The sequence below is a fragment of the Streptomyces sp. NPDC057565 genome, from assembly GCF_042801455.1.
Classification (GTDB): Bacteria; Actinomycetota; Actinomycetes; order Streptomycetales; family Streptomycetaceae; genus Streptomyces; species Streptomyces yanii.
This window is the reverse complement of record NZ_JBHVFU010000043.1, coordinates 1-24,784: the sequence shown is the minus strand read 5'-3', so window position 1 is coordinate 24,784 and position 24,784 is coordinate 1. Positions and strand designations below refer to the sequence as shown.

22 protein-coding genes and 5 pseudogenes are annotated in these 24,784 nt (G+C 69.0%); 16 read left to right on the top strand and 11 right to left on the bottom strand.

What is annotated here, in order from left to right; translation table 11 throughout:
* Positions 1 to 16 precede the first annotated feature (16 nt).
* Both ACFU8W_RS39125 and ACFU8W_RS39120 read left to right on the top strand, forming a co-directional pair.
* The gene (locus tag ACFU8W_RS39125; RefSeq protein ID WP_384048171.1) at positions 17 to 919 is read left to right on the top strand and encodes a hypothetical protein; all 903 of its coding nucleotides are present in this window, start codon (positions 17 to 19) and stop codon (positions 917 to 919) included.
* 49 nt (positions 920 to 968) lie between these two features.
* Positions 969 to 1,103 (top strand): annotated as a pseudogene (locus tag ACFU8W_RS39120) (IS630 family transposase); the annotation flags it as partial.
* Positions 1,104 to 1,180: 77 nt separating this feature from the next.
* On the opposite strand, the pseudogene ACFU8W_RS39115 reads toward ACFU8W_RS39120, so the two are convergent.
* Both ACFU8W_RS39115 and ACFU8W_RS39110 read right to left on the bottom strand, forming a co-directional pair.
* A pseudogene (locus tag ACFU8W_RS39115) lies at positions 1,181 to 1,330 on the bottom strand (AAA family ATPase); the annotation flags it as partial.
* A pseudogene (locus ACFU8W_RS39110) lies at positions 1,327 to 1,574 on the bottom strand (hypothetical protein); the annotation flags it as partial. The pseudogenes ACFU8W_RS39115 and ACFU8W_RS39110, both read right to left, overlap by 4 nt.
* 230 nt (positions 1,575 to 1,804) lie before the next feature.
* On the opposite strand from ACFU8W_RS39110, the gene ACFU8W_RS39105 reads away from it, so the two are divergent.
* Positions 1,805 to 2,371 carry a hypothetical protein gene (locus tag ACFU8W_RS39105; RefSeq protein WP_384048168.1) on the top strand — a complete coding sequence of 189 codons (567 nt, stop codon included), beginning with the start codon at positions 1,805 to 1,807 and terminating at the stop codon, positions 2,369 to 2,371.
* Positions 2,372 to 2,401: 30 nt separating this feature from the next.
* Here the strand turns inward: ACFU8W_RS39105 and ACFU8W_RS39100 are convergent, their stop codons facing one another.
* Complete coding sequence (locus ACFU8W_RS39100; protein ID WP_384048297.1) at positions 2,402 to 4,057, bottom strand: ISL3 family transposase; 1,656 nt, start codon at positions 4,055 to 4,057, stop codon at positions 2,402 to 2,404.
* Between the two features lie 112 nt (positions 4,058 to 4,169).
* Between ACFU8W_RS39100 and ACFU8W_RS39095 the strand changes: the two genes are divergently transcribed.
* From ACFU8W_RS39095 to ACFU8W_RS39070, 6 genes are all read left to right on the top strand, one after another.
* Positions 4,170 to 4,694, top strand: a complete 525-nt coding sequence (locus tag ACFU8W_RS39095; protein ID WP_384048294.1) for a hypothetical protein — start codon at positions 4,170 to 4,172, stop codon at positions 4,692 to 4,694.
* 710 nt (positions 4,695 to 5,404) lie between these two features.
* Positions 5,405 to 7,012 carry a hypothetical protein gene (locus tag ACFU8W_RS39090; protein WP_384048165.1) on the top strand — a complete coding sequence of 536 codons (1,608 nt, stop codon included), beginning with the start codon at positions 5,405 to 5,407 and terminating at the stop codon, positions 7,010 to 7,012.
* The gene (locus ACFU8W_RS39085; RefSeq protein WP_384048315.1) at positions 6,897 to 7,373 is read left to right on the top strand and encodes a hypothetical protein; all 477 of its coding nucleotides are present in this window, start codon (positions 6,897 to 6,899) and stop codon (positions 7,371 to 7,373) included. Before ACFU8W_RS39090 ends, ACFU8W_RS39085 begins: the two co-directional genes overlap by 116 nt.
* On the top strand, positions 7,370 to 8,038 hold the full coding sequence (locus ACFU8W_RS39080; RefSeq protein WP_384048162.1) for a hypothetical protein: 669 nt from the start codon (positions 7,370 to 7,372) through the stop codon (positions 8,036 to 8,038). The genes ACFU8W_RS39085 and ACFU8W_RS39080 overlap by 4 nt, the downstream gene beginning before the upstream one ends.
* Positions 8,039 to 8,070: 32 nt before the next feature.
* Positions 8,071 to 8,466 (top strand): hypothetical protein, encoded by a 396-nt coding sequence (locus tag ACFU8W_RS39075; protein ID WP_384048159.1) that lies wholly within the window; start codon positions 8,071 to 8,073, stop codon positions 8,464 to 8,466.
* A gap of 58 nt (positions 8,467 to 8,524) precedes the next feature.
* Positions 8,525 to 9,046 (top strand): integrase core domain-containing protein, encoded by a 522-nt coding sequence (locus ACFU8W_RS39070; protein ID WP_384048156.1) that lies wholly within the window; start codon positions 8,525 to 8,527, stop codon positions 9,044 to 9,046.
* A 235-nt stretch (positions 9,047 to 9,281) separates the two neighbouring features.
* Here ACFU8W_RS39070 and ACFU8W_RS39065 read toward each other — a convergent pair whose 3' ends face one another.
* Together ACFU8W_RS39065 and ACFU8W_RS39060 are read right to left on the bottom strand one after the other, a co-directional pair.
* Positions 9,282 to 11,327 carry a M4 family metallopeptidase gene (locus ACFU8W_RS39065; protein ID WP_384048153.1) on the bottom strand — a complete coding sequence of 682 codons (2,046 nt, stop codon included), beginning with the start codon at positions 11,325 to 11,327 and terminating at the stop codon, positions 9,282 to 9,284.
* Positions 11,328 to 11,615: 288 nt separating this feature from the next.
* A complete protein-coding gene (locus tag ACFU8W_RS39060) occupies positions 11,616 to 12,992 on the bottom strand; it encodes an ATP-binding cassette domain-containing protein (RefSeq protein ID WP_384048291.1) in 1,377 nt (458 codons plus the stop codon).
* Here ACFU8W_RS39060 and ACFU8W_RS39055 point away from each other — a divergent pair.
* A complete protein-coding gene (locus ACFU8W_RS39055) occupies positions 12,991 to 13,593 on the top strand; it encodes a VWA domain-containing protein (protein WP_384048150.1) in 603 nt (200 codons plus the stop codon). The genes ACFU8W_RS39060 and ACFU8W_RS39055 overlap by 2 nt on opposite strands.
* 195 nt (positions 13,594 to 13,788) lie before the next feature.
* Here the strand turns inward: ACFU8W_RS39055 and ACFU8W_RS39050 are convergent, their stop codons facing one another.
* Entirely contained in the window at positions 13,789 to 13,989 is a 201-nt protein-coding gene (locus tag ACFU8W_RS39050; RefSeq protein WP_384048147.1) for a rhodanese-like domain-containing protein, read from the bottom strand.
* 40 nt (positions 13,990 to 14,029) lie between these two features.
* Between ACFU8W_RS39050 and ACFU8W_RS39045 the strand changes: the two are divergent.
* The 3 genes and pseudogenes from ACFU8W_RS39045 to ACFU8W_RS39035 all read left to right on the top strand — a co-directional run.
* Positions 14,030 to 14,269, top strand: a pseudogene (locus ACFU8W_RS39045) (AIR synthase-related protein); the annotation flags it as partial.
* A 129-nt stretch (positions 14,270 to 14,398) separates the two neighbouring features.
* The gene (locus ACFU8W_RS39040; protein ID WP_384048144.1) at positions 14,399 to 15,100 is read left to right on the top strand and encodes a class I SAM-dependent methyltransferase; all 702 of its coding nucleotides are present in this window, start codon (positions 14,399 to 14,401) and stop codon (positions 15,098 to 15,100) included.
* 319 nt (positions 15,101 to 15,419) lie between these two features.
* On the top strand, positions 15,420 to 18,413 hold the full coding sequence (locus ACFU8W_RS39035) for a carboxypeptidase regulatory-like domain-containing protein (RefSeq protein WP_384048141.1): 2,994 nt from the start codon (positions 15,420 to 15,422) through the stop codon (positions 18,411 to 18,413).
* Positions 18,414 to 18,487: 74 nt separating this feature from the next.
* Here ACFU8W_RS39035 and ACFU8W_RS39030 read toward each other — a convergent pair.
* Positions 18,488 to 18,682, bottom strand: a pseudogene (locus tag ACFU8W_RS39030) (hypothetical protein); the annotation flags it as partial.
* On the opposite strand from ACFU8W_RS39030, the gene ACFU8W_RS39025 reads away from it, so the two are divergent.
* On the top strand, positions 18,660 to 19,070 hold the full coding sequence (locus ACFU8W_RS39025; RefSeq protein ID WP_384048138.1) for a hypothetical protein: 411 nt from the start codon (positions 18,660 to 18,662) through the stop codon (positions 19,068 to 19,070). The pseudogene ACFU8W_RS39030 and the gene ACFU8W_RS39025 sit on opposite strands and share 23 nt — an antisense overlap.
* Positions 19,071 to 19,265: 195 nt before the next feature.
* Entirely contained in the window at positions 19,266 to 19,913 is a 648-nt protein-coding gene (locus tag ACFU8W_RS39020; RefSeq protein ID WP_384048135.1) for a hypothetical protein, read from the top strand.
* A 289-nt stretch (positions 19,914 to 20,202) separates the two neighbouring features.
* Here ACFU8W_RS39020 and ACFU8W_RS39015 read toward each other — a convergent pair whose 3' ends face one another.
* From ACFU8W_RS39015 to ACFU8W_RS39005, 3 genes are read right to left on the bottom strand one after another with little or no spacing between them, the layout of a single operon-like run.
* Positions 20,203 to 20,979 carry an ABC transporter permease gene (locus ACFU8W_RS39015; protein ID WP_384048132.1) on the bottom strand — a complete coding sequence of 259 codons (777 nt, stop codon included), beginning with the start codon at positions 20,977 to 20,979 and terminating at the stop codon, positions 20,203 to 20,205.
* Entirely contained in the window at positions 20,976 to 21,956 is a 981-nt protein-coding gene (locus ACFU8W_RS39010; RefSeq protein WP_384048128.1) for an ATP-binding cassette domain-containing protein, read from the bottom strand. The genes ACFU8W_RS39015 and ACFU8W_RS39010 overlap by 4 nt, the downstream gene beginning before the upstream one ends.
* A 27-nt stretch (positions 21,957 to 21,983) precedes the next feature.
* Positions 21,984 to 22,649, bottom strand: coding sequence for a DUF4097 family beta strand repeat-containing protein (locus ACFU8W_RS39005; protein ID WP_384048125.1), 666 nt, complete (start codon positions 22,647 to 22,649; stop codon positions 21,984 to 21,986).
* A gap of 238 nt (positions 22,650 to 22,887) precedes the next feature.
* Here ACFU8W_RS39005 and ACFU8W_RS39000 point away from each other — a divergent pair, with 238 nt between their 5' ends.
* Positions 22,888 to 23,631 carry a helix-turn-helix domain-containing protein gene (locus ACFU8W_RS39000; RefSeq protein ID WP_384048122.1) on the top strand — a complete coding sequence of 248 codons (744 nt, stop codon included), beginning with the start codon at positions 22,888 to 22,890 and terminating at the stop codon, positions 23,629 to 23,631.
* A gap of 748 nt (positions 23,632 to 24,379) precedes the next feature.
* Here ACFU8W_RS39000 and ACFU8W_RS38995 read toward each other — a convergent pair.
* Positions 24,380 to 24,784 (bottom strand): DNA-directed RNA polymerase subunit alpha C-terminal domain-containing protein (locus ACFU8W_RS38995; protein WP_384048120.1); only part of this gene is annotated, 405 nt, incomplete at its 5' end.

Genomic DNA, 24,784 nt, shown 5'->3' with positions numbered 1-24,784 from the left:
CTTCTCGGAGGTCCACATGCGCATCCGGGCATCGCGCTCGCTGAGCCTGCTCGCTGCGACGGCTGTGTCCGCCGCCAGCTTGGGGGCCATCTCCGGTTGCGGCGACCAGAAGGGTGCTGGCGGTGACACGGAGGTGCTGGCGCACCGTGCCCGCGAGGTCGCCGGAGCCTGGGACGGATCAACCGCTGCCGCCGCGTGGCGAGCTGGGTACCACCCCATGGGTGACGTGGTCCAGCTGCCGCGCGGCGGCCTGCGGAGCCAGGCCGACAAGCAGGCCTACCAAGACCACAACCTCGCTCTACGTGGCACGATGCCCAACACTGGGCCGAAGAACGGCCAGGTGACTTGGGCGGGAGGCAGATCGCTCACACGGCCGCTGACTGGGGCGGCTGAGTCGTACAAGACCCTGGCCGGGGGCCGCACCGACGGAAAGCCACACCTCACTGTGACCGGGGCGAAGCTGGGTGAGATGAGTGTGGCCACCAATCGGGGACCGGCGGTGGTCCCAGCCTGGCTGTTCACCCTTGACGGCTATGCCTCCCCTCTCAAGCAGGCCGCCGTCATCCCCTCGCCACTCCTCCGTCCGCCGGTCGGGCGGGCCAACGACGTCCCGGGTTATCCGCTTAACCGGCTGGTCCAGATTGCCGCAGACGGGCGTGCGGTGACCGTGGTTGCCCTCCATGGCGCCTGCGACGACGGCCCCGTGGTGGATGTGCTGGAAACACGCGGCAGCGTGGTGCTCTCGGGCTCCGTCAAACACCGGAAGGACGACGGCGGCCACTGCACCAAGCAGGCACGGCTGCAGCAAGTGACTGTGAAACTGGCGCGGCCCGTAGGCGACCGCGTTGTGCTCGACGCGCACACCGGCCGACCGGTTCCCTACAAGCCACCGCACGGACCCTCGCCGAGCTGGAGTTGAGCAGTGCCAGCCCTCGGCGAGCGCATTCCACTCTTCGGGGGCAAGGCCCGGCACTCCCGTCGAACGCGTCTGAGCCGCCGTCAAGCAGCACCTGGACAACACCGCCATCTCCTGGCCGGCCCACAGGCGACAGATCCACGTCTTCTATCGCAGCCGCTCACCGGGCCAGCTCCTGACCACCGCCGACTACGCCAACCAGGGCGACAGGGTGCGCTTCATCCAGGGGTTGAAGACCTTCAATATGCTGAACTTGACAGAGAAGTCGTCGCTCACCGCGCCGCGCAGAGCGTCGGGGGAGAGCACCTGGGACGCGGGCCAGGTGCGGGCGAGCGTCGACTTCCCGGCACCGGAGGGCCCGATGAGTACCACCAGGGCGTTCTTGCTGAGTTCCAGATCGAGCAGCGCGGTCATTCGGGATCCCCTTGCGGTTCGAGGGCGCGGGCAGCCCAGATCAGGCGCATCCGGCGTTGCCGGTGATCAGGGCGGCGGCTTCGTGCAGCGGGCAGGAGGCGTCGCCGTCGCGGTCGGGCTCGATCTGCTCGGCTCGCCGCGCGGCGGTGGTGACCAACTGCGCGAGAAACGGGATGAAGCCACCGGGCGGGTCGGTGTCCTCGATGAGCTCGCGCAGGATCGCGGCGAGCTCCTGGCCGTCGACGGTGAACCGGGCCGGGGCCTCGGGGTCGTCGGGCTGGACGACGGTACCGGTGACGCGCAGGAGGTCGCCAGGCTGGATCTTGCGCAGCAGCACGTCGGCGTGTCGACGATCACGTAATTCGGCTCTGTCGGGGATCTTGTGATGACGCAGGACCCGGGATATACGATCACCACCCCTGAACCGGCCGGGGCAGGTCCTTCCCTGCAGTAGCGACGTTCTACCTTGGTGTCATGGGAGAGATGGACGCGAGGCGGCGGGTCGAGTTGACGCACGAGGACGTCCACGCCGGTGAGCACGGTACCCGCGCTCGGTGCCTGCCCGAGCCGTGGATGTGCGATGTCTTCCATGTCGACGGCAGCCTGAGGGACATTCGGGTCCTCGACACGACCCGCGGCGAGTGGATCGCGGTCCTCGAACGCCTGCGTGTTGTAGCCGACGAGACCGAGGTGGAGCACCCCTACCCCTGGCTCGATCCTGTGCGTCCGGACTTCGCCGACCTCTTCCGCGTCTGGGCAGACGAGCCGGAGGGCCGGGGGACGAGTTTCTCCTTCCGGGCCCGCTTGGGCGCCGTGTGGTTCTTCGCCCTGCCCTACGACGAGGAGGAGATCGAGTTCTCCGTCTGGCCCGAGGACGTCCTTGACGGGGCGGGGGTGGCCTCCGTGCTGCGGTTCCTGGTCGAGGTGGCGACGGCCAGTCAACGACGAGCCCTGCTGACCGGCGAGGTTGTCCAGTATGACCCGGGGATGCCGACGCTGATCTCCCACGACCCTGCCACCGGCCTCACTGCCCACATCTGAAGGGTGTTGTGGACGTGCGCTGTCGCACGGTCATGGGGCGAGGAGTACGCGTTGGCGTAGGAGGTCGAGGTTGGCTCGTCCGTAGGCCATGCGTTTAAGCAGTTTGACGCGGGTGACGTGGCCCTCGACCTGGCCGGAGCTCCATGGTGTGGAGAGTCCGGCAGTGACGGCGTCGAAATCCCGTCGTAGGCCGTTGACCAGGGAGTGCAAGGCTGGGAGGTCGTCGGCAAGGACGCGGTCCATCCAGCCCGGGAGTTGGTCTCCGCGGAGCTGGTGGAGCATCTCGGCGAAGTCGCGGACGTGCCGTGCGGTGGCGTCAAGGTGAGGGCAGGCCGTGCGGATCTCCTTCAGTTCCGCGGCGTCGGCGGCAGCGAGGTGCTGGGGGTTCGTCATGATCCAGCGGACGACGCGGCGAGGCTTCGGGGTCGTCTTGGGCTGCGGCTGGGAGACCGGCTGCTGTTTCCGGCCTGGTTGGCGGGGAGGTCTGAAGGCGCGGAAGTAACGGCGGAGACACTGGATGCTCCCGGTGAAGCCGCGCTCGCGTAGTTCCCGGTGAAGCTGGGGAATGTCGTGACAGCCCTCCAGCCAGCGGGCATGAAGGTAGGGCTTGTGCTCGTCCAGCACGGATAGCCGTCCGGTGGCTTTGACCAGGAGTTCCTCCAGGCTGCTGGCTCGGGCGAAGCGGCGGACGGTGGAGGGGTCGAGTCGCAATGTCCGGCCGATCGACGCCAGGGTCTGCCCGTCGGCCAGCAGGGCCTGGACCGCTGCGTATCTCTCCGCTGTGCGGGCCACCAGGCGCCGTGGCCTGCCCATGACGTCGAGTGTGCCGTCCGGCGGGACGAACGGCACGGCTATCGCCTCGGACGGCTCCGGCGTGACCGGGTCCGCCGCAGTCGCCTCCGCCATGACCGGTGCCTCCGCGAACGCGGCCCGGATGCACCCGTGGTGGGATCCGACCGTTCTCTCCACCGCCTCGGCGATGTTCCGCCACAGATGCCAGGCATCGGCGACCTGCATCGCCTGCGGGGCACCAGTTCGCGCTCCCTCGGCGTAGGCGCCGGCCCGGTCCCGGCAGATCACCTCCACTTCCGGGTGCAGGCGAAGCCATGCGGCCAGCGGCTCGGCGTCCCGGCCGGGCAGAACGTCGACCGGGCGGCGGGCTTCCAGATCAACCAGGATCGTTGCGTATGAGTCGCCCTTGCGCAGAGCGAAATCGTCCACTCCCAGAAATCTGACTGCTCCGACCGGCGGCTGCGGAACCGAGCGGAGCAGGTCCAGCAGTGCGTCCTTGGCAATGCGGATCCCGGGGGTCTCGGCCAGGCGGGCGCCGGGACGGCCCGCCAGACAGAGGGCGATCGAGGTGAGCATCGACCGCAGCGCCTGCGTCTGCCGGGCATGTGGCCTGGTCAGCCCCTCGACCTGCTCGGCGAACGTAACCGCAGGACACCGGCTGCTCAAGCACTTGAACCGCCGCACGGTCAGCTCGATCACCACCGGGCTGCCCGCGACGGGCGCGTCGCCGAGTCGACGGACGTACCGGCCGTGCACCCGCCACGACGGCATACCGCATCCCGGGCATCTACCCGGCGACGTCTGACACCCCGCACGAAGCGTGATGACTCCCGCCGTTCGCTTGATCGACTCGATAACAACACCGGACAGATGCGGCAACAACCGCCCCAACACCCCTGAACCGCACAACCGGAGACTGTCCAACTCAGCCCCACAACATCACAAGATCCCCGACAGAGCCCGTAATTCCCCAGGTCCTCGCCCCTGCTCGTCTAGGTTGGCGAGCATGACCATGCGGGGGTGGAGCTATCGCTATGTCGGTCCGACCGACTTGAGGAGTCTCGTCCGACCGGGCGGCGGTGGCCAGAGCATGCGTTCGCCAGCAGACTTCGGCGAATGGGCTTCGGCTCAGACAGCAGAGGAGTTGTCCGAGCCCTTCACCTTCGTTGTCGATCAGACCGGAGCCCTGCGGCTTGCACCGCGCCGCAGTGAGCACGTGGTGTGCGCTGGTGGGGAAGCGGCCCTGTGCGCCGGTGAGATCAGTTTCCTCGAGGAGTCCGGGCGGTGGGCGGTCAACGAGGTGAGCAATCAGTCGACCGGCTATTGTCCGGACGTCAGCTCGTGGCCGGCCCTCGCTGAGGCCCTGGACCAGGCCGGGATCGTTCACCCGTCCGGCTTCACGCATGAGGTGGTGTTCCGACGCTGTCCCGCCTGCCAGCAGCTCAATATCGCGCGAGAGGAGGACTTCGTCTGCGTCTTCTGCGACGCGGTCCTGCCGCCGGAGTGGAACGTGGACTGGCCCGGACGCTAGGCGCTCGGCTTGCCGGTCGGGTCCTTGGACCTGCGGCCGCGTTCGCTGTCCCCATGGCGTGACCGCGCGGGTGGGGAATTACGCTGAAGCGGCCGAGACTGGGGAATTGCATGACCGCCGACACGGCGAGGTCCGGGGCTTCGGTGGTGCAGGCGTACATGGTGTCCGGGGTGTCGGGCGCGATTCGGTCCGCGTCGGCGGGGGAGTGGATCAGGTCGAACGTCGCGGTGCCCCAGCCGGTGCCAGGGGCTGGGATCGCGTCGACGTAGCCGTCTATCGCGAGGTGCGTCTGGGGGTTCATCAGCTGGCCTCCGCCAGGGTGTTGGTGGAGCGAGGGGAGCGGGGTCGGGTCGGGCGCTTCTGCGCGAGGACCAAGAGCTCGCGGTTGCGGCGCTGCTGCTCGGGCGTGAGCGGCCGAACTTTTGGGCCGTCGCGGTGCCAGAGCGGGGACGCGGGCGGCTCGGGGTAGGCAAGGCGATCGACTTCGTGCTGAGGTGTGCTGCTAATAGGGGCCTCCAGGTGGAGGAGTCAGGCGTGGTCGTCGGCGCGCTGGCGCTTGGGCTGGACGTCGGAGGTGAACCTGCCGCGGCGGGCCTCAACCGGGTTCGCGGCGATCCAGTCCTCAGCGCACTTCCCCGTCAAGTTCTTCTGTTTGGCTTCTTGAAGTTCGTGGCTTCACGCAGCTTCTGGCCGCTGAGAAGATCACCGCCATGACCATCTCGTTCCGCATCGACCGAATCCTCGGTGACCGTCCCTTCGCCGAGGTCGGTGATCCCGTCCTCGCCGTCGATGACGAGGGCCGCGGCCTGCTAGCGGTGGCAGGCACGCACGTGGCAGTGGCGGGCGTGCACGAGTTCAGCAGTACTGCGCCGGTTGGCGTCTACGGCATCGATGATCTGACCTGCCGAGCGCTTCTCCGTGCGCGCTATCCCGTGCACGCCATGGCTTTCCACCCCAGGCTCCCCCTCCTTGTAGTCGGCACGGGCGACTACGACGGCGGCTACTTCTTCGAGGGGGAACTGCTCCTTCTGGACCTGGAGACGGGCAGCGCCACGTCGCTCATCGAACACGAGCTCGGCCGCCAAGTCCTGGGCTTGGAATGGCTCAGCGAACAGGAACTACGCGTGCTAATGGCACCGCCTGACGACTGGCAGGACAAAGACGCGTGGACCGAAGGGCACGTCGCGGTGGTGCATCGGCCCGACTGGAGGGCCCTACCACCCCGGTCGATCACCGGATATGACCTGGCCGGACCACGGGTAGCGGCCCCGCGAACCGACCATCGAGAGGATGCCTGCCGGACGGTCTCCTGTCTGAGTACGAACTGGGACCCGCGACGAAACGTCCGCGCGGTTGAGGAATTGCCCAACGGCAGGATCGTGGCGACGCTCGACGGGGTCCAGTTGGAGTCCTGGCTGCCTTCGGGGCGACGGCAGTGGGCTGTCCCGGACGACGATGGTGGCGGCCGTGACATTGTCATCGCCGCAGATGAGCGATCAGCCTGGGTTGGTCTCGTGCGGCCTCCGTGGGAGGAGCGCGCTCAGGCCGTGGTCCGGCTCGCACTCCAGGACGGCGCGCAGCTCGACCACCTCACTCCCGCCGACGCGGTGTCCCTGGTGCGATGTGCTGACGGCCTGCCCGCCCTCGCACCCGCTGGGCGGAACGGGAAGCGGAGCAGGTTGCGTATCCGGCGTGGCAGCCGGATCTACTTTCGGGAAACCGTTTCCACGAAGGACGAGCAGAAGCCTGGACCAGGTGAAGCCTGGCTTGCGGCAGCGGACCTGGGCTCCATACCGGTAGGCGAACGTCCGCGTGAGCCGAGGGGAGCTGAGGTCGATCATTTGTGTCCCTACTCCTGGAAGCCAGGTGAGACACACTTCGCCGGCCCCGGCGTGGAGACCGCCGACGGTGACCTGATTTATGCCGGCACTGTCTACCACTGCCACGGGTTGCAGCCCGGCGGCTCGTTCGTCGTACGGCGCATGGTGGCCAGTGAAGAGCCCACTTGGGTCTTTCGGACAGACCGGAAGGCCACGGACCTCGACCACGACATGGAGACCGTCTATGTCACGTACGACGATGGCGAGATCGTCGGACTCGATCTCCGTGACGGCAACGTCCGCTGGCGTCGGCACCTGACTGTTGCCGGAGTACCCGTCGTGGCGACCGCGCTGACCGTTACCGAACCCGGTCGACTGCTCATTGGCACCACCGACGGGCGACTCCTGGACTGCTCGACCGCGGCCGGCGACGATTGCCCGGCTGACCACCGGTCACATCGAGGAGGCGGCCACGGCGGTCCGCATCCGCCTCGGTGATGTCGCGGTCGCCCTGCCCGGGCCCGTCGCCGAACTGGCCCTGAAGCAAGTCTCCGCTCGTCGCAGCCACGCGGTCCTTGCCCAGACCGACTCGCCCTGGCTCTTCCCCGGCGGCCAGCCCGGCCGCCCGATCAGCACCTGGGCCATGGGCGAAAGGCTCCGCAAGCTCGGCATCCGGCTCCATGAGACCCGCTCGACCGCGCTGTTCCAGCTCGCCACCGAGCTTCCCGCCGCAGTCCTCGCCCGCACCCTGGGCATCCACATCACCGTCGCAGTCAAGTGGCAGCGAGCCGCCGCCGGTGACTGGGCCGCTTACGCCACCGACGTCAGCAATCGCACTCGAAAGGCTCCAGCCCCGTGACCTTCCAGGACCACCTCCGCACCCTTGCCACACGAGCGCTCAGCTCGATCTCGGCTGGCGAGGCAGAGGACATCTACGTCATCTCGTTCTTCGTCGACAACGAGAGGGACGACCCACGACAGCCCACCCTGACCATCGGATACAACACCGAAGCTCAGTTCCGAAGCAGCATCGCGGCCGCCTCCGACGAGGCAGAAGCCCGCTGGAACTATGCCTTCTGGCTCCAGAACGAGCTCACTGTCATCGGCGACCTCACCCGAGACCCCGACGGAGCCGCAACACGCCACCAGTGGATCAGCGAACTCGGACTTTGGTACGACGAGCCCACGCACTCCGAAGACTGGATCACAACCGTCGGGCCGACCGCCGCACTGATCGAGGCCAACTTCAACCAGGCATGCGTCCAGCTCGCTCGCGACCTCCACGACAGCGGCGCCATCGAAAGCGCGATGGGCAAGCCAGTGCCCGTGATCCTCCACGAGCTGGAGTACTACGAGGGAATCGCTCGCCGGACCGAGGCGGCCAACCCCGTAGCGCTTCACAATGGCTTCACCGGGCCTGACCTCGGGGAACGCGCCCGTCCAGCGGTCCGGCAGGATCGGGCCTCGTGCTCGTACGGATGCTCTATCTGGTCACCACGCGGATCTTCGCGTGGCTTGTTCTGATGTGTCGATCCTCCGCAGCGAAGGAGGTGGAGATGCTGATCTTGCGGCACGAGGTTGCGGTGTTGCGCCGGCAGGTCGCCGCCCCAAAGCCCGGCCGGCCGGACCGGGCGCTGCTGGCCGTGCTCGCCCGGCTCCTGCCCCGGGTGCTGCGGGGCCACCGGATCGTCTCCCCGCGCACCCTGCTGGCCTGGCACCGGCTCCTCGTGAGGCAGAAGTGGACCCAGCCGCCCTCCCCGGGCCGCCCGCCACTGTCCGACGAGCTGCGCGACCTGATCATCCGGCTCGGTGCCGAGAACTCCCGGTGGGGGTTCCGGCGGGTGCACGGCGAACTGCCGGCTCGGGCACCAGGTCAGCGCGGCGACCGTCCGCCGCGTCCTGCGCGCCGCCGGGCTCGGCCCAGCGCCGCGCCGACGCGCGGCACGCCGTGAGTGGACCTGCTTCCTCAAGGCCCAGGCCGGCGGCCTGCTTGCCACCGACTTCTTTCATGTGGACACCATCGGACTGCAGCGGCTGTACGCCCTGTTCGTGATGGAGGTGCGCACCCGCACCGTGCACGTCCTCGGCGTCACCGCCCACCCCACCGCCGCCTGGGCCACCCAGCAGGCCCGGCAGCTGCTCTGGCAGCTCGGCGACCGCGCCGCCGACCTCACCCACCTGATCCGGGACCGGGACGCGAAGTTTACCGACGCCTTCGACGCCGTCTTCGCCGGCGAGGGCATCACCGTGGTCAAGATTCCTCCCCGCAGCCCGAACTGCAATCCCCACGCGGAGCGGTTCGTACGCTCGGTGCGGGAGGAGTGCACCGACCGGCTCCTGATCTTCGACCGCGGCCACGCCGAGAAGATCCTCCACGACTACGCCCAGCACTTCAACCGGCACCGGCCCCACCAGGGCCGGAACCAGCTCGCACCTCACGACGACCCCGATGTCATCCCCCTCCCGACGGCCCGGACCGAACGTCGGCAAGCCGTTGCCGGCCTGATCAACGAGTACCACCGCGCAAGCTGACCTTCCGACAAACCATCAGGCCAGAGACGGTGAAGCCATTCTGGAGCGCTACGGGGTGATCCGTGCGGTGGAAGCGTGGCATCAAGGTCGCGTACATGTCAGGATCCCGAGGTGATGTTGGCCGAAAGTCGTCTGCCTGATCTGTGTTTCGGCGCAATGAACGGGCGCCGTTCCGGATGCGCAATCTCCGGAACGGCGCCCTGTCCTCGAGGTTCGAGTGACCTAGCGGAGGGTTTTACGGGAAGGTCAACTTCCAGCCATCGATGTACCCGGTGTCACCGGCGTACATGTCCTGGACCTTCAGCTGCCAGGTGCCGTTGGCCGGGGCGGAGGACGCGTTGACCGAGTAGGTCTGGTGCACGTCGGCCGCCGAGTCGGAGATGCTGTTGTTCTTCAAGCGGTACGACGTCCCGTTCGGGGCGACCAGGTCGATCCGGAGGTCACCTCGCCAGGTGTGCACGATGTCGACCGTGACCTGAAGGTTCGACGGGGCGTTGCCGCTCACCCCGGAGACGGTGATCGGCGAGGTGACCGCCGGGCCGGCGTCCGGGATCGACACGTTGGACTGGTTCTCGAACACGGTGCCGCCGGGGTTGCCGCCGCCACCGGAGCGCGAGCCGACCGCGACCGCCGCCCAGGCGTCCATCACCGCGTTGTACTCGGGGCTGGAGGTGCCGTACAGCTCACCCGCCGCCGCGAGCGTGCCGGTGCGGGCCGCGGCGTAGTTGGTGGAGGCGGTCCACTTGGTGGTCAGCGCCCGGTACCAGATCTGCAGCGCCTTGGCCCGGCCGATGCCGGTGACCGGAAGCCCGTCCACCGTGGGCGAGTCGTAGCTGACGCCGTCGATGACCTTGGCGCCGCTGCCCTCGCTGAGCAGGTAGAAGAAGTGGTTGGCGATACCGGACGAGTAGTGCACGTCCTTGTTTCCGGCGGTGGAGGTCCAGTAGTCGAGGGAGGCGCCGTCCTTGCTGGGCTTGTCCATGTAGCGCAGCGGGGTGCCGTTGCCGTTGATGTTGATCTTCTCGCCGATGAGGTAGTCACCGGGGTCCGAGGCGTTGTTGGCGTAGAACTCCATGCCGGTGCCGAAGATGTCGGACGTGGCCTCGTTCAACCCGCCGGACTCGCCGCTGTAGGTGAGGTTCGCGGTGGCGGAGGTGACACCGTGGCTCATCTCGTGGCCGGCGACGTCCATCGAGGTCAGCGGGTTGTTGTTGGCCGAGCCGTCGCCGTAGGTCATGCAGAAGCAGCTGTCGTCCCAGAAGGCGTTGACGTAGTTGTTGCCGTAGTGGGTGCGGGAGTAGGCGCCCACGCCGTCATTGCGGATGCCGCTGCGACCGAAGGTGTTCTTGTAGAAGTCCCAGGTCTCGGCGGCGCCGTAGTGCGCGTCCGCGCCCGCGGTGGCGGCGTTCGTGTTGGTGCCGTCGCCCCAGGTGTCGTTCGTCTGCGAGAACAGCGTGCCGGTTCCGGACGAGCCGTGGTTGAGGTTGTACGTCTTGTGGCCGCCGCGCGCGCCGTCGGTCATCGTGTACGTCGCCCCCGACTGCGTGGTGGTCAGGGGGACCTGCCCGCTGTACCGGGTGTTGCCGGTGCCGGTCTGGATGCCCTGGTAGCGGTAGAGCTCCTTGCCGGTGGAGGCGTCGGTGATGACATGCAGCTGGTTGGGGGTGCCGTCGTCCTGGAGGCCGCCGACCACCGTCTCGTACGCGAGAACCGGCGTGCCGCTCGCCGCCCAGATCACCTTGCGGGGGGCGCCGTCGGCATCGGTCCGCGTCGAACCCGCGTCCTTGGCGGCGGCCAGCGCCTGCTGTTCCGCCTTCGAGGCGGCGATCGAGGGTGCGAGCGAGGCAACCTTGATGGTGGCCTTGGAGCCCCTGATGACCTGCTTGGTCTTCCCGGCCGAAGTAGTGTCGACGATCATGTCGCCGCCGAGGACGGGGAGTCCGGCGTACGTGCGCTCGTAGCGCGTGTGGACGGTCCCGTCGCCGTCCTTGACGACGTCCCTGACGACCAGCTTGTCCTGCGCGCCGAGGCCGATGTCGCGGGCGGTGTCGGCCTTCGCCGCGTCGGCGATGCGGATCAGTTCGGCGCGCTGCGAGGGGGAGAGCTTCACGGCCGTGTGGGCGGGGTTGATCTTCGACGGGGCGGGCCCGGCCGGGGCGGCGCTCGCGGTGCCCGCCTGGACGGCGGCGGCCAGCAGGGCGGAGACGCCGACGAGGGCGACCACCGCGGCACGACGGGAGGGGGCGTGGGCGGTGGGTCTGCGAGAGGAACTGCGTCTCAACACTGTCTCCTTCTGCGTGGCCGCGGATCGCGCGGCCAAGGGGGGCCGGACGGCGGGTGACCGTCCGGGCAGAACAAGGCGGAACGCGGAACCAGATGCACGAAGGTGATGAGCCACGACACAGCGGTGGCACAGCGGGGCTGCTGTGGAGTGACCTTGGGAAGCCTGACAGGAGAACGCGTGAACTGTCAGGTGCGCATCAAGAACTTGGCTGGAATCGGTCGTTGGTCGGATGGTCATGTTCGCTGTACGAACCGTTCACCGAAGTGGGTCGGCGCCGCCGGTCCGTCATCCGTGCCACGAGCGCCACAGCGCCGCGTCCGCCCCGTCCGCCGCCACCAGGTTGTCGCGCGGCCCGACCTCGGTCAGTCGGCCGTCCTCCATCACCGCCACGCGGTCAGCGTCGTGCGCGGTGTGCAGGCGGTGCGCGATGGCGATGACGGTACGGCCCTCCAGCACGGCGGTCAGTGCGCGTTCGGTGCGGCGGGCGGTAGTCGGGTCGAGGAGGGCCGTCGCCTCGTCGAGGATCAGGGTGTGCGGATCGGCCAGAACCATCCGGGCCAGGGCCAGTTGCTGGGCCTGGGAGCCGTCCGTACGGTGGCCGCCCTCGCCCAGCGCGGTGTCCAGACCCTCGGGCAGCTCGCGCACCCAGTCGTCGGTGCCGACGGCGGTGAGGGCCGCCCACGGCTCCTCGTCCGTGGCGGACGGCTCGGCGACCCACAGATTGTCGCGTACCGTGCCCAGGAAGACATGGTGCTCCTGGGTGACCAGGACGACCTGACGGCGCGGCCGCTCCGGTGCGAGACCGGCCACCGGCACCCCGCCCACGGTCACCGAACCCGAGGTCGGCGCGTCGATGCCCGCCAGCAGCCTGCTCAGCGTCGTCTTTCCGGCGCCGGAGGGGCCCACCACCGCCAGTCGCTCCCCGGGCCGCACGGTCAGGTCCACCCCGCGCAGCACCTCGCCTCCGCGGTCGTAGGCGTAGCGCACCCCGGTCACATCGATCCGGTCGTCCGCCGGAGCGGGACCCTCGCCCTCCGGCACCGAACGGGGGAGCCGGGCGAGCCCCTCCACTCGGGCGAAGGAGGCGCCGCTGCTCTGCAGTTGCTCGACCCGCACCAGGATCTCGTCGAGCGGCTGGCTGAACTGGCGCAGATACAACGCCACCACCGCGCCCAGACTCACCGTCCCGTGCGCGTGCAGCACCCCGCCGATCAGCAGCACCCCCGCCACGGGCAGGGCGTACGACGCCTCCACCACCGGGAAGAACACCGTGCGCAGGTACAGCGTGTAGAAGCGGGTTCGCCGGGAGGTCTCCAGCGCCTCGCGGCTCGCGGCGGTCCGCAGCTCCCCCAGCCGGAAGACGAGAGCGGCGTACGAGGGGTAGCGCGGGTCGTCGCGGAGATAGCCCGTCGAGTAGATCTGCACGCAGGTGGCGACGACGCCGACCAGGATGGCGGCGAGGGCGGCGAGGCCGTCGATCTGCAGGGCGAGTTCGATGGGGACCGAGCCGGTGGGCGTGAGCTCGGTGGCCGTGTCGATGACCCGGCCACCGCCCTGGCGTGCGGCGACCAGCACCGCCGGCACGAGTGAGGTGAGGGTCGGCAGGACGGCGAGCGGGCGGGCGAAGCCGGGGGCCGTGCGGCCGAGCAGCAGGCCGGCCATGGCGCCCCCCGAGGCCACGGTCCACGTCGTCTTCTTCTCCACCGAGCTGGACGGCACCGGCGAGCTCACCCTCACCGAGCACGAGAGCAAGATCGACGGCCTCCACTCGGCCCTCGGCCGCATGGGCCGCACCAGCTACCACGCGGCGGTGGAAGCGGTCGTCACCCACCACGAGAAGTCCTTGGATCCCGTCCTGCCCGCCCTGGTGATCTTCCAGACGGACGGCGCCCCGGACACGAAGACGCCCGCCACCCAGGCGCTCACGGCCGCCGCGAAGGACCACCCGGCCGTCTTCTTCTCCTTCATCGCCTTCGGCGACCCGGAGAACAAGGCCTTCGACTACCTCCGCAAGCTCGACCGCCTTGCGGGCGTTCTTCGCGACCGTCGAGCCCTCGCCGGGTGCGGCGGCCGCGATCTGGCCGAGCCCGCTCGGTCAGGGTACGGCGCTGGGCCTGCGGATGGGCCGATAGGCCGGCTGTTGCGGGGGCGGTGCTCGTCACGGTGTTCCTTCGCTGGGTGGCCGTGGCCGTCGGGTGGGGGCCCGGCCGTCCTGCGCGGGGCGGGTGGCCGGACTACGGGCGGTGCGGGGACGTTCCTCTGACTGTCAAGCCGCCGGCGCGAGATCGGTCTGTGTGATTCGTTCCGTTGGTGCGGTGGTCAGGGCGCGATGGACCTCGCGGGCGACGAGTCGTCAGGCAGCACCGTACGGTGACCGGCGCCCGGCACGGAACGTCGGCCCGGTCGGCGGCATCGTCTCAGCGGCACACCGGTCGCTGCGTGGCGGTGGGGCCGCCGCTCATGCCAGCTCTCCGACGTCCACGGGCAGCTCGGCCAGGCGCCATTCGAGCATGCCGTCGTCGAGACGGATCGCGCGTCGACCGCGGTCGGTCAGCAGGCGCACCGCGTCGTAGGCGAGGACGCAGTACTCGCCACGGCAGTACACGACGATCTCGGTGTCCTCGGGCAGTTCGTTGATCCGATCGACCAGCTCCTCCATCGGGATGGAGAGCGAGCCGGGGATATGGCCGGCCCAGTACGCCGTGCTGGGTCTGGACCCCCTGTACGTCGCCAACGAGGGCAAGCTGGTGGCGTTCGTACCGCGCGAGCACGTCGACGCCGTCCTGGACGCGATGCGGGTACACCCGCTGGGTACGGAGGCGAGGGTCATCGGAGAGGTGGTGGCGGACCATCCGGGCATGGTGGTGGCTCGCACCGGCCTGGGCGGCACACGGGTGGTCGACCTGCCGATCGGGGAGCAACTGCCGAGGATCTGCTGAGGGTTGGCCAGCCGCGGGCGCCCGGCCCGCGCCGCCGGGCCCCTGGGCGGGACAGCGGCGCCGCCGCCCGTCCCGGGGTGCCGGGCGCCCGGCGGAAGAGCGGACGGCGGGGGCGGCATCCCGGACCCTATGCTGACCACAGAGCTCGATGGGAGCGAAGTGATCATGGCCGAAGACGACGGGAAGCTGGCCGAGGGGCAGCGGCGCCACTGGCAGGACACCTACGCCGCCCATCCCGGCATGTACGGTGACGCTCCCTCCGACCCGGCCGTCCACGCCGCACAGGTGTTCCGCTCGGCCGGGGCCGCGGACGTCCTGGACCTGGGCGCCGGGCATGGCCGCGACGCCCTGTACTTCGCGCGCGAGGGCTTCGCCGTCCGGGCCGTCGACTTCAGCCCGATCGGCCTGGCGCAGTTGCGGGGCGCCGCCCGCGCCCAGGGGATCCGGGGACGGGTGACTACCACGGTGCATGACGTGCGGGAGCCGCTGCCGCTGCCCGACGCCTCCGTGGACGCGGTCTTCGCCCACATGCTGCTCTGCATGGCCCTGTCCACCGAGGAGATCCACGCACTGGTCGACGAGGTGCGCCGGGTCCTGCGACCCGGTGGCATGTTCGTCTACACCGTGCGGCACACCGGCGACGCCCACTTCGGCGCCGGAACCGGGCACGGCGACGGCATCTGGGAGAACGGTGGCTTCGCGGTGCACTTCTTCGCCCGGGATCTCGTCGACGCCCTCGCCGACGGCTGGGAATCGAACGAGGTCCACGCCTTCGTGGAGGGCGGACTTCCCCGCCATCTGTGGCGCGGCACCCAGACCCGGCCGCGGTAGCGCCGCCGCGCGCTGACCACGACGGCACTTCTTGCACCAGGAGAGCGTGAATAGTCTCCGCCGCTTGTGGGTACGGCCTACCAGGTTGTGGTGGTTCCGCGTCGCGTTGGCGGGTTCATGTCATGCATTTGCCATGCACGGCCCTCTTGTCGAGGACATGCCCATGATGCATTAGTTATCTCGGTGGATGAATCCATCCACTGTCGACCGAGAACCAGCGCACGGGTCGACCCCAGCTCAGCAGCATGGGAGTCACACATTGCGCACTTCTAGGTATTCCAGACCGGCCGCGCGGAAGAACTCCGCACGGTTGGCTGCGTTGACCGCGACGGCCATCGCCGTCCTGGGTTTCCCCGTCGCCCAGGCGACCAGCGCCACGGCAGTCACTCAGGGCACCGCCGCAACCGCGGCCATCGGCTCGCACGGCGAGGTTACCGGCGCCGTCACCGACAGCTCCGGTAAGGCGCTCGCCGGCGCCTCCGTCGTGGCCGGTGACTACCGGGCGACCACCGACGCCCAGGGTCACTACACCCTGACGATCCCGCCCGGCACCTATGACATGGCGGCGTACGGCTACGGGTACAAGGCCAAGAAGGTCCGCGGCGTCGTCGTCGACGCGGACGGTACCGTCACGACCAACTTCGCGCTGGACGCGGTGCCCCACCAGACCGTCACCGGTAAGGTGACCGATGGCTCCGGCCACGGCTGGCCGCTCTACACGAAGATCACCATTAACGACGTGCCTGGCGCCCCGGTCTTCACCGACCCGTTCACCGGCGAGTACAGCGTCGACCTTCCTGAGGGTAACGACTACACCCTGAACTTCACGTCCGTGTACCCCGGCTACAAGGCCGTCACCAAGCAGGTGACCGTGGACAACGCGGCGCAGACCGTGAACGTCGCGGTCCCGGCGGACGCCCAGGAGGCCAAGGCGCCCGGTTACGAGGTCAAGCGGTCCGGCTCGACCGAGCCCTTCGACTCCACCACCGACGCCCCCGCGGGCTGGACCATCGTCAATGCCGACGGCACCACCGGCGGCTGGTCCTTCACCGACATCGGTAACCGGGGCAACAAGACCGGCGGCTCCGGCGCCTTCGCCATGGTCGACAGTGACAAGATCGGCGCAAGCAAGAAGCAGGACAGCTCGCTGATCACCCCGGTCTTCGACCTGACCGGTAACAACAGCCCGCAGCTGGAGTTCGACACCGACTACAAGAGCTTCAGCAACCAGACCGGCAACATCGACGTCACCACCGACGGCGGTGCGACCTGGACCAACGTCTGGAACCGCACCACCACCCTGACCGGCCCGGCCCACGTCGAGGTTCCGCTGACCGACTACGCCGGGAAGCCCGGCGTGCAGCTGCGGTTCCACTTCACGGGTAGCTACGGCTACTGGTGGGAGCTCGACAACGTGTTCGTGGGCAAGCGGACCTACGAGCCCGTCAACGGTGGTCTGGTGGCCGGTACGGTGAAGGACGCCAACACCGGCGACGGCGTCGTCGGCGCCACTGTCGTCAACGCCGACTCCCCGCAGGACAAGGCCACCACCACGGCCACCCCGGACGACCCGGCGCTCGGCGGCAGCTTCTACTGGATGTTCACGTCCAAGACCGGCAGCCACAAGTTCACCGCCTCCAAGTCGCACTACGGCGACGTGGACAAGACGGTGGACGTGGCGGCGGACACCACCAACAAGGCGGACTTCGGCCTGAAGGCCGGCAAGCTGGCGTTCACCTCCAACTCGGTCGACAAGACGGTCGGCTGGGGTGCGAAGGCTACCCAGGACCTGACGGTGAAGAACACTGGCGGGGCACCTGCCAGCCTCACCCTGGGCGAGCAGCCGGGCGGTTTCACCCAGCAGGTCAACGGCGGCGCGCCGCTCAACCTGGTGGAGGGTGACTACTCCCCGCTGGCCCTCAGCAAGGGCAAGACCGCGGATGCGGCTCCGGCCGCCAACGCGGCGGGTGACGCCTGGCAGCCGGTGGCCAACCTGCCGGGCGCGGTGCAGGACAACATCGGTGCCGTCTACGACGGCAAGGTCTACTCCGGCTTCGGCTACACCGGCAGCGCGGACAGCAACGCGCTGTACGCCCTCGACCCCGGCGCCGGCACTTGGACCAAGCTGGCCTCCGCGGCCGACACCCGTGAGGGCAATCCGGCCCACGGCTTCATCGGCGGCAAGCTGTACGTGGTCGGCGGCTGGGGTGCCAGCGGTGCCCCCGACGCCAAGCTGGAGGTCTACGACCCGGCCTCGAACAGCTGGTCCACCAAGGCGTCCTCACCCAAGCCGTACGCCGGTTCGGGCAGCGCGGTGCTCGGCGGCAAGCTGTATGTCGTCGGCGGCTGCACCAGCACCTGCGGCACCACGGACGTCACGGTCTACGACCCGTCGTCCGACAGCTGGTCCCAGATCGCTTCCTACCCGGAGCCGATCGCCTGGCAGTCCTGTGGCGGTATCGGCGGCAAGCTCTACTGCGCCGGTGGCAACGGCGGCAGCAGCTCGACCAAGCACGCCTACGTCTACGATCCGGGCGCCGACAGCTGGTCGCCCATCGCCGACATGCCCGCCGACCTGTGGGGCTCGGCGTACGGCGTGGGCAGCGGCAAGCTGGTGATCTCCAGCGGTGTCGTCAACAACAGCTCCGCCATCACCAACCAGGGCTTCGCCTTCGACCCGGCTGCCGGCAGCTGGTCCGCCCTGCCCAACGCCAACACCAGCGTCTACCGCGTGGGTGCTGCCACCGGCTTCTACAAGATCGGCGGCTCCCTCGGCAGCAGCACGCCGCCGGTGTCCACCGTCGAGATGCTGCCCGGCTACGACCAGGGCAGCGAGTCCTCGGACGTCTCCTGGCTGTCCACGAGCAAGGACAAGGTGACGCTCCAGCCCGGGGAGAGCACCACGATCACCGTCAGCCTGGACTCCACGGTCGCCGAAGTCACCCAGCCCGGCGACTACACCGCGGTGCTGACCGCCCAGACCGACACCCCATACTCGGTCGCCAACGTCGGCGTGAAGATGCACGTCAACCCGCCGAAGGACTGGGGCAAGTACGCCGGCACCGTGCTCGGCGAGGACGGCAAGGGTGGCACCATGCCGCTGGCCGGGGCGACCATCCAGATCAACACCTCGACGACGAGCTACACCCTGCGGACGACCAAGGACGGCACCTACGGCCTGTGGTTCGACAGCCGCCTCAACCCGATCAAGGTGATCGTGTCCAAGGACGGCTACCAGCCGGTGACCACCACGGTGAAGCTCGCGAAGGGGGGCACCGTCACCGGTAACTTCACGCTGAAGAAGGTCTCGTGACCCAGTTCCGGTGAAAACAGCGCGGGCCGGTCCCTCGGGACCGGCCCGCGTCGCGTTCAACGGCTGGTCGCCGTTCAGACCGCGCGCCTCTTGTACAACTCGCCGACGTTCGCGCGCGGTGCGGGACGGTGGTGTGCGGCGGGGCCCTCCGCGAAGGCGCGCAGGAGGTTTTCCGTAGTGCGGGTCACGAAGGTGCGGGTACGGGCGTCCATGCCGTGGTCGCGGCCGCCGTCGGGGGTGCCGGCCATGAGCCCCTCCACCCAGCGCATGGCCGGCATCGTGCAGGCTGCCGCTGGCACTGAGGACCCCAAGCGCATCGGTGTCTATCTGGACGAAGCGGTCCACGGCCCCGTTTTCATCGACACGTCCTCCCAGCGGTACTACGCCCTCGTACCGGCGAGCGCGTCACGGCTACCGCAATGGGCCGACCGTCAGGTGCCGGAAGCGGAGTGTTTTGGGTCCGGTTGCTTCCTCGGTGTCCCGCGCCCGCAGCGGACCGAGCCGGAGCAGTTCCGGTCCTACTGGTGTGTGCCGATGGACGGCCCCGGGGCCCTGTGCAGCCCGGACGCGGTCTCGCAGCTCGTCGCCTACGGCCGTTATCAGCGTGCCCTCGGGGAGCGCCTGGCGGCGGAGGCGGACGAGGACGGTCATGGATAAGGCGACAGTGGGTGTTGAGGAGGCGTACCGCGCCTACGTGGGCCACACGATGACCCACGCCGACTGTAGTGTTGACGGTCCGTGCGAGAAGCTGCGTCGGCTGAAGGACGCGTGGCAGAGCCTCTGCCGGCGGTGCGCCGGCTGCGGTACGACCAGCCTTCCCAGCCTCAGCGTCGTGGGGACGACGATCCCTCTGTGCGACGACTGCAAGCCGCGGCGGTTCCGGTGATGTCCTTCCCGCGGCCGCTCGTTGTTCCGTATATCGCGTCATGGTCGGCGGAGCAGGCCCGCAGCCCTGTGGTGATCGGTCCGCGCGGTGGCATCACCTACCAGGACGAGGGCCCGTACGACCGGGACGCCGACGGCTACCTATGGCTACGGGCACCCGCCAAGCAGGGGTGCGGGCGCCCGGAGTTCGGCAGGGTGCATCCCTTGCGGCAGCGGCGCGTGATGCGCCGACTGCTGTGCCAGGTCTGCGGCGGACCGGCGGACCAGGACGAGCGGGGCACGCTCTGGCTGCTGGAGGACCACCGAACTGACTGGGAAGGCTGGCCGAATGGTCTACTGACGACGCACCCGCCGGTGTGTGTCCCGTGCGCCCGGGAGGCTGTCCGCTCCTGCCCCAACCTGCGCTCTGGGTGCGTGGCCGTAAGGGTCGGGTCGTCGGACGTGAGCGGAATATACGGAGTCCGCTATCTGCCAGGAAGCCCGATGACGTCCGGCGTCGTCGAGTACGGCGACCCCGCCGGGCGGTGGGTGCTCGCCAGTCAGCTGGTCCGCGGCCTCTCGGACTGCACGGTCGACCTGGCCGAGTTCGCCGATGTGTCGGCGCGCTCTCAATGACTCCCGGCCTGCCGTCTCCGTGGAGTAGTCCCGGTTGATGAGGTCGCGCGATGCATCGGGACGCCGCCCGCCGGCGCGGGCGGCCTCCAATCGCCGGGCCCCGCTCGCCTACTACTCTGGTCGGCCGCACTTTCTGCTTCGGCCCGCCGGATGGCTCCTTCCGGCCGCCCATGCCCGGGGTCGGCGGACGGCCGGGAGTGCCGAGGGACGCCGCCCGCCGGCGTGGTGTCGGAGTACGCCGCCCTGGGGCGGGACGAGTTACGGGAGGCGGCCCGCGCTGTCACGGCGGTTACTTCGGGTCGCTGTTGAACTTCGAGGCCGACCAGAAGTAGCCGAGCACCGCGAGACCCAGGCACCAGACGATGGCGAGCCACCCGTTGTGGCCGATCTCGGTGCCGAGCAGCAGACCGCGCAGGGTTTCGATGGCCGGGGTGAACGGCTGGTACTCGGCGATCGGCTGGAACCAGCCCGGCATCGCGTTGATGGGCACGAAGGCGCTGGAGAGGAGCGGCAGCAGGATCAGCGGCATCGCGTTGTTGCTGGCGGCCTCGGCGTTCGGGCTGATCAGGCCCATGCCGACGGCGATCCAGGTGAGCGCCAGGGCGAAGAGCACGAGCAGTCCGAATGCTGCGAGCCACTCCAGGGCTGTGGCCTCCGTGGAGCGGAAGCCGATGGCCACGGCGACTGCGCCGACGAGGACCACACTGGCGACCGATTGCAGCACGCTGCCGACGACATGGCCGATGAGCACCGAGCCGCGGTGGATGGCCATCGTGCGGAAGCGGGCGATGATGCCCTCGGTCATGTCGTTGGAGACGGACACCGCGGTGCCGACGACGGTGGAGCCGATGGTCATGAGCAGGATGCCAGGGACGATGTAGGCGATGTAGGCGGAGCGGCCCGCGCCGCCGCTCATCGCGTCGCCGAAGATGTAGACGAAGAGCAGCAGCAACATGACTGGCGTGAGCAGCAGGTTCAAGGTGAGGGACGGGTAGCGCCGCGCGTGCAGGAGGTTGCGGCGCAGCATCGTGGACGAGTCGCGTACGGCGAGGGAGAGGGAGCTCATCGGACAGCCTCCTTGGGCTGGCTGGGCAGGCTGGACTGGCCGGGCTGCGGGGCGGTGCCGGTCAGGGCGAAGAAGACGTCGTCGAGGTCGGGGGTGTGCACGGTCAGCTCGTCGGCCTCGATGCCGGCGGAGTCCAGCCAGTCGAGGATGGAGCGCAGCTCGCGCTGGCTGCCGTCGCTGGGGATCTGCAGCGCGAGCGCCTCGTCGTCGCGGGTGACCTCGCGCAGCGCGGAGGCGGCGCTCTGGTACGCGGCCGGGTCGGCGAAGCGCAGCCGCACGTGTCCGCCGGGGACCAGCCGCTTGAGCTCGTCGGCGCTTCCCTCGGCGGCGATCTTCCCGTCGTGGAGCACGGCGATGCGGTCGGCGAGTTCGTCGGCCTCCTCCAGGTACTGGGTGGTGAGGAAGACGGTGACGCCGCCCGTGACGAGCTCGCGGATGATCTGCCACATGTTGTGGCGGGAGCGCGGGTCGAGGCCGGTGGTCGGCTCGTCGAGGAAGATGATCCGCGGGTTGCCGACCAGCGTCATGGCGATGTCGAGGCGGCGCTTCATGCCACCGGAGTAGGTGGAGGCAGGCTTCTTCGCCGCCTCGACCAGGTCGAAGCGCTCCAGCAGTTCGGCGGCGGTGCGCCGCCCCTCGCGCTTGGAGAGGTGGTGCAGGTCCGCCATGAGGAGCATGTTCTCCTCGCCGGTGATCAGCCCGTCGACGGCGGAGAACTGCCCGGTGACGCCGATCGCGGCGCGCACCGCCTGCGGGGCGGTGGCCAGGTCGTGGCCGCCGACACGGATCTCGCCGGAGCCGGGGTCGGGGGAGATGAGGGTGGAGAGGATCTTGACGGCGGTGGTCTTGCCGGCGCCGTTCGGGCCGAGCAGGGAGAAGATCGTTCCCTCGGGGGCGGCCAGGTCGACGCCGTCGAGCACGACCTTGTCGCCGTACGACTTGTGCAGCCCGTTCGCCGCGATGGCCAGGTTGGTCATGAGGGGTACTCCTTAAGACGCTGCGGGTTACAGGCTGCGGGCGGTGATGTCGCCGTGGGAGGTGGTGGCGCGGATGTCGAGTTCGGCGGTGCCATCGTTCTTGAGGGCGTTGCTGATGCGGCCGTAGTCGGTGTCGGCGTCCAGGGCGGCTGAGATGCCGGCGGCGGCGGCGACCGATATGTTGCCGGACTGGGTGCGGAGCACGACTGTGCCGCGCACGGCCTCGGTGATCCGGATGTCGCCCCTTGTGGTGCTGATCTCCGCGGGGCCGCTGAGCCGGCCGACCTCGACGTCGCCGTCGATCGCGGTGAGGCGGACGCTCGCGGCCTCGTCGATCTTGATCTGGCGGTACGCGCCTTCGAAGGCGACGTTGCCGAGGCGTCCGACGCCGCGGAGCTCGGCGCTGGCGGCCTTGGCCTCGATGTGGGAGCCGGCGGGCAGTTGGACGGTGACCTCCAGGGATCCCGAGGGGCCGAAGAGCTGGCTGTCGGGGGCCGAGGCCGTGATCCGCAGGACGCCGTCGGCGTAGGCGACGGTGGTCTGCTCGGCGGTCTTGGTGTCGCGGCCCTTGGAGGGGTCGGCGGGCAGGACCTCGACGGTGGTGTTGGCACGGTCGGCGGCGATGAACTGGATGCGTCCGGCGGGGATGTCCAGGACTGCGGAGATCGGGGCGGGGGTGTCGAACTTCTGCATCGTGCTCTCCCGTGCTCGTCTGCTGTTTCTGATGCTGGAAACGCTACGTTGCTTTCCAGATACCGACAACACACCTGTTGCACAGAATCCTCAATCTCGCAGGTAGAGAGCGAGAAACTGTTGCAACAGTGTCGGGAGTAACGCAACGATCACTGTTCTGATCATTGCAATGGATGAGAAGTGAACGCTATAGTCGGGAGATCAGGGACCACGACGAAGGATCACCAAGGAGATCGCGATGCCGGGAGGCAGGCTCACCCAGCAGGAACGCCAGCAGATCGCGCTGGGGCTGGCCGACAGCCTCCCCTACGCCGAGATCGCCCGACGCCTCGACCGTCCGACCTCGACGATCACGCGTGAGGTGATGCGCAACGGCGGCCCCACCACCTACCGCGCCGACCTGGCCCACCGCGCCACCGAACGCCGCGCCCACCGCCGCAGGCAGCCCGCGCCCCGGGACCCGCAGACGCCCACGCAGCCCCACGGGCGCGACGTCGAGGCGGTGCGCGAGTACGAGGAACTGTTCACCACCGTCATCATGGCGTCGGGCATGCCCACGATGATGTCCCGGGTGATGGCCTGCCTCACCCTCACCGACGCCGGCAGCCTCACCGCGTCCGAACTCGCCCAGCGCCTCCAGGTCAGCCCGGCATCCGTCTCGAAAGCGATCGCGTTCCTCGAGAGCCAGGGCATGGTCCGCAGGGAACGCGACGAACGCCGCCGCGAGCGCTACGTCGTCGACGACGACGTCTATTACCAGTCGATGATGGCCAGCGCCCGCTCCACCGCCCAGCTCGTCGAGACTGCACGGCAGGGCGTCGGCATCCTCGGCCCCCACACCCCGGCCGCCGCCCGCCTGGAGAACATCGCCCGCTTCCTCGACTTCGTCTCCGAGAGCATCGCCCGCGCCGCGGACCAGGCCCGCGAGATCCTCCACACCAAACCCGAAACAACCTCAGACGGCACTACCAAGGCGCCCTGACATGCAGTACCAGAAGGCCCGCTCCGGATGCGAGTGCGGCCTTCTGTGTATGAAGGCACGAGGCGAAGATCTGTCAGCGAACTCCAGTGCGGTCTGACATGCCTACGCTCCAACGCGAGAAGCGGCCCGGTCCCGGGGTTTTCCCTGGGGCGGGGCCGCTTCGGGTGTGCGCTGGTCAGTTGAAGACCGCGCGGTCAACCGGGACATCGCCCGCCGGGGCGGGTGGCGTCGCACCGAAGGCGGTCAGGGGGCAGGGGAGCAGCACGGTGGCGCTGGCCCGCTCGTGTGCCCGCTCGATGACTCGCCGGGTGCAGTCTCAGAGGGACAGCGAAGAAACCGCGAACGTTGTTAATACCCAAGTGCCGGAGCAGACGAGTGCGAGCTCGGCTGCTCCGAACGTTACGTAACGCCGTTAATGGTGGGGGAGCGGGGCATGTTCGCGCTGAGCTGGTGGTCAGCCCATCGGCGTCACCGACCGAGGTGATGGACGCTCTAGTCGCTCATCTCTCGCAGCCAGATCTGGTTGCGGTCGCGGAGCCGCTCCTGGACAGGCTTGGTGACGACCAGAGCACGGGTGTTCAGGAGTCAGCTGTGGTGTGACAGCCTCCAACACAAAAGCGGTCCCTGTCCCCCAGGAGTACCTGGGGGCAGGGACCGCTTGTGTGTGGGCAGTCAGATGTAGACGGTGCGAACAACGGTGAGGGGGTCCGGGAGGCGACCCCCGGCTCCGCTCGATCCGGCGCAGCGTTCAGTACTGTTCGGTCTCGATGAAGCCCGTGTCCGCGTCGTCGTCGGCGCCGAAGGCGGCGGCGATCGGGTCGAATCCGGGCGGGCTGTCCTTGAGGCTCATGCCCATGCTGGCCAGCTTCGCCTTGACCTCGTCGATCGACTTCGCACCGAAGTTGCGGATGTCGAGCAGGTCCGCCTCGGAGCGGGCGAGAAGCTCACCCACCGTGTGGACGCCCTCGCGCTTGAGGCAGTTGTACGAGCGGACCGTGAGCTCCAGCTCCTCGATCGGCAGCGCCAGATCGGCGGCGAGCGCGGCGTCCGTCGGCGACGGGCCCATGTCGATGCCCTCGGCGTCGATGTTGAGCTCGCGGGCCAGACCGAACAGCTCGACCAGGGTCTTACCGGCCGACGCCATGGCGTCACG

Excerpts from the sequence above, each read along its gene's own strand:
- ACFU8W_RS39025 (WP_384048138.1), top strand. The coding sequence starts at position 18,660 with ATGAGCCCCTCCACCCAGCGCATGGCCGGCATCGTGCAGGCTGCCGCT.
- ACFU8W_RS39095 (WP_384048294.1), top strand. The coding sequence starts at position 4,170 with ATGACCATGCGGGGGTGGAGCTATCGCTATGTCGGTCCGACCGACTTG.
- ACFU8W_RS39055 (WP_384048150.1), top strand. The coding sequence starts at position 12,991 with ATGGCGCCCCCCGAGGCCACGGTCCACGTCGTCTTCTTCTCCACCGAG.
- ACFU8W_RS39090 (WP_384048165.1), top strand. The coding sequence starts at position 5,405 with ATGACCATCTCGTTCCGCATCGACCGAATCCTCGGTGACCGTCCCTTC.
- ACFU8W_RS39015 (WP_384048132.1), bottom strand. The coding sequence starts at position 20,979 with ATGAGCTCCCTCTCCCTCGCCGTACGCGACTCGTCCACGATGCTGCGC.
- ACFU8W_RS39105 (WP_384048168.1), top strand. The coding sequence starts at position 1,805 with ATGGGAGAGATGGACGCGAGGCGGCGGGTCGAGTTGACGCACGAGGAC.
- ACFU8W_RS39125 (WP_384048171.1), top strand. The coding sequence starts at position 17 with ATGCGCATCCGGGCATCGCGCTCGCTGAGCCTGCTCGCTGCGACGGCT.
- ACFU8W_RS39075 (WP_384048159.1), top strand. The coding sequence starts at position 8,071 with ATGCTGATCTTGCGGCACGAGGTTGCGGTGTTGCGCCGGCAGGTCGCC.
- ACFU8W_RS39010 (WP_384048128.1), bottom strand. The coding sequence starts at position 21,956 with ATGACCAACCTGGCCATCGCGGCGAACGGGCTGCACAAGTCGTACGGC.
- ACFU8W_RS39000 (WP_384048122.1), top strand. The coding sequence starts at position 22,888 with ATGCCGGGAGGCAGGCTCACCCAGCAGGAACGCCAGCAGATCGCGCTG.
- ACFU8W_RS39005 (WP_384048125.1), bottom strand. The coding sequence starts at position 22,649 with ATGCAGAAGTTCGACACCCCCGCCCCGATCTCCGCAGTCCTGGACATC.
- ACFU8W_RS39040 (WP_384048144.1), top strand. The coding sequence starts at position 14,399 with ATGCTGACCACAGAGCTCGATGGGAGCGAAGTGATCATGGCCGAAGAC.
- ACFU8W_RS39050 (WP_384048147.1), bottom strand. The coding sequence starts at position 13,989 with ATGGAGGAGCTGGTCGATCGGATCAACGAACTGCCCGAGGACACCGAG.
- ACFU8W_RS39060 (WP_384048291.1), bottom strand. The coding sequence starts at position 12,992 with ATGGCCGGCCTGCTGCTCGGCCGCACGGCCCCCGGCTTCGCCCGCCCG.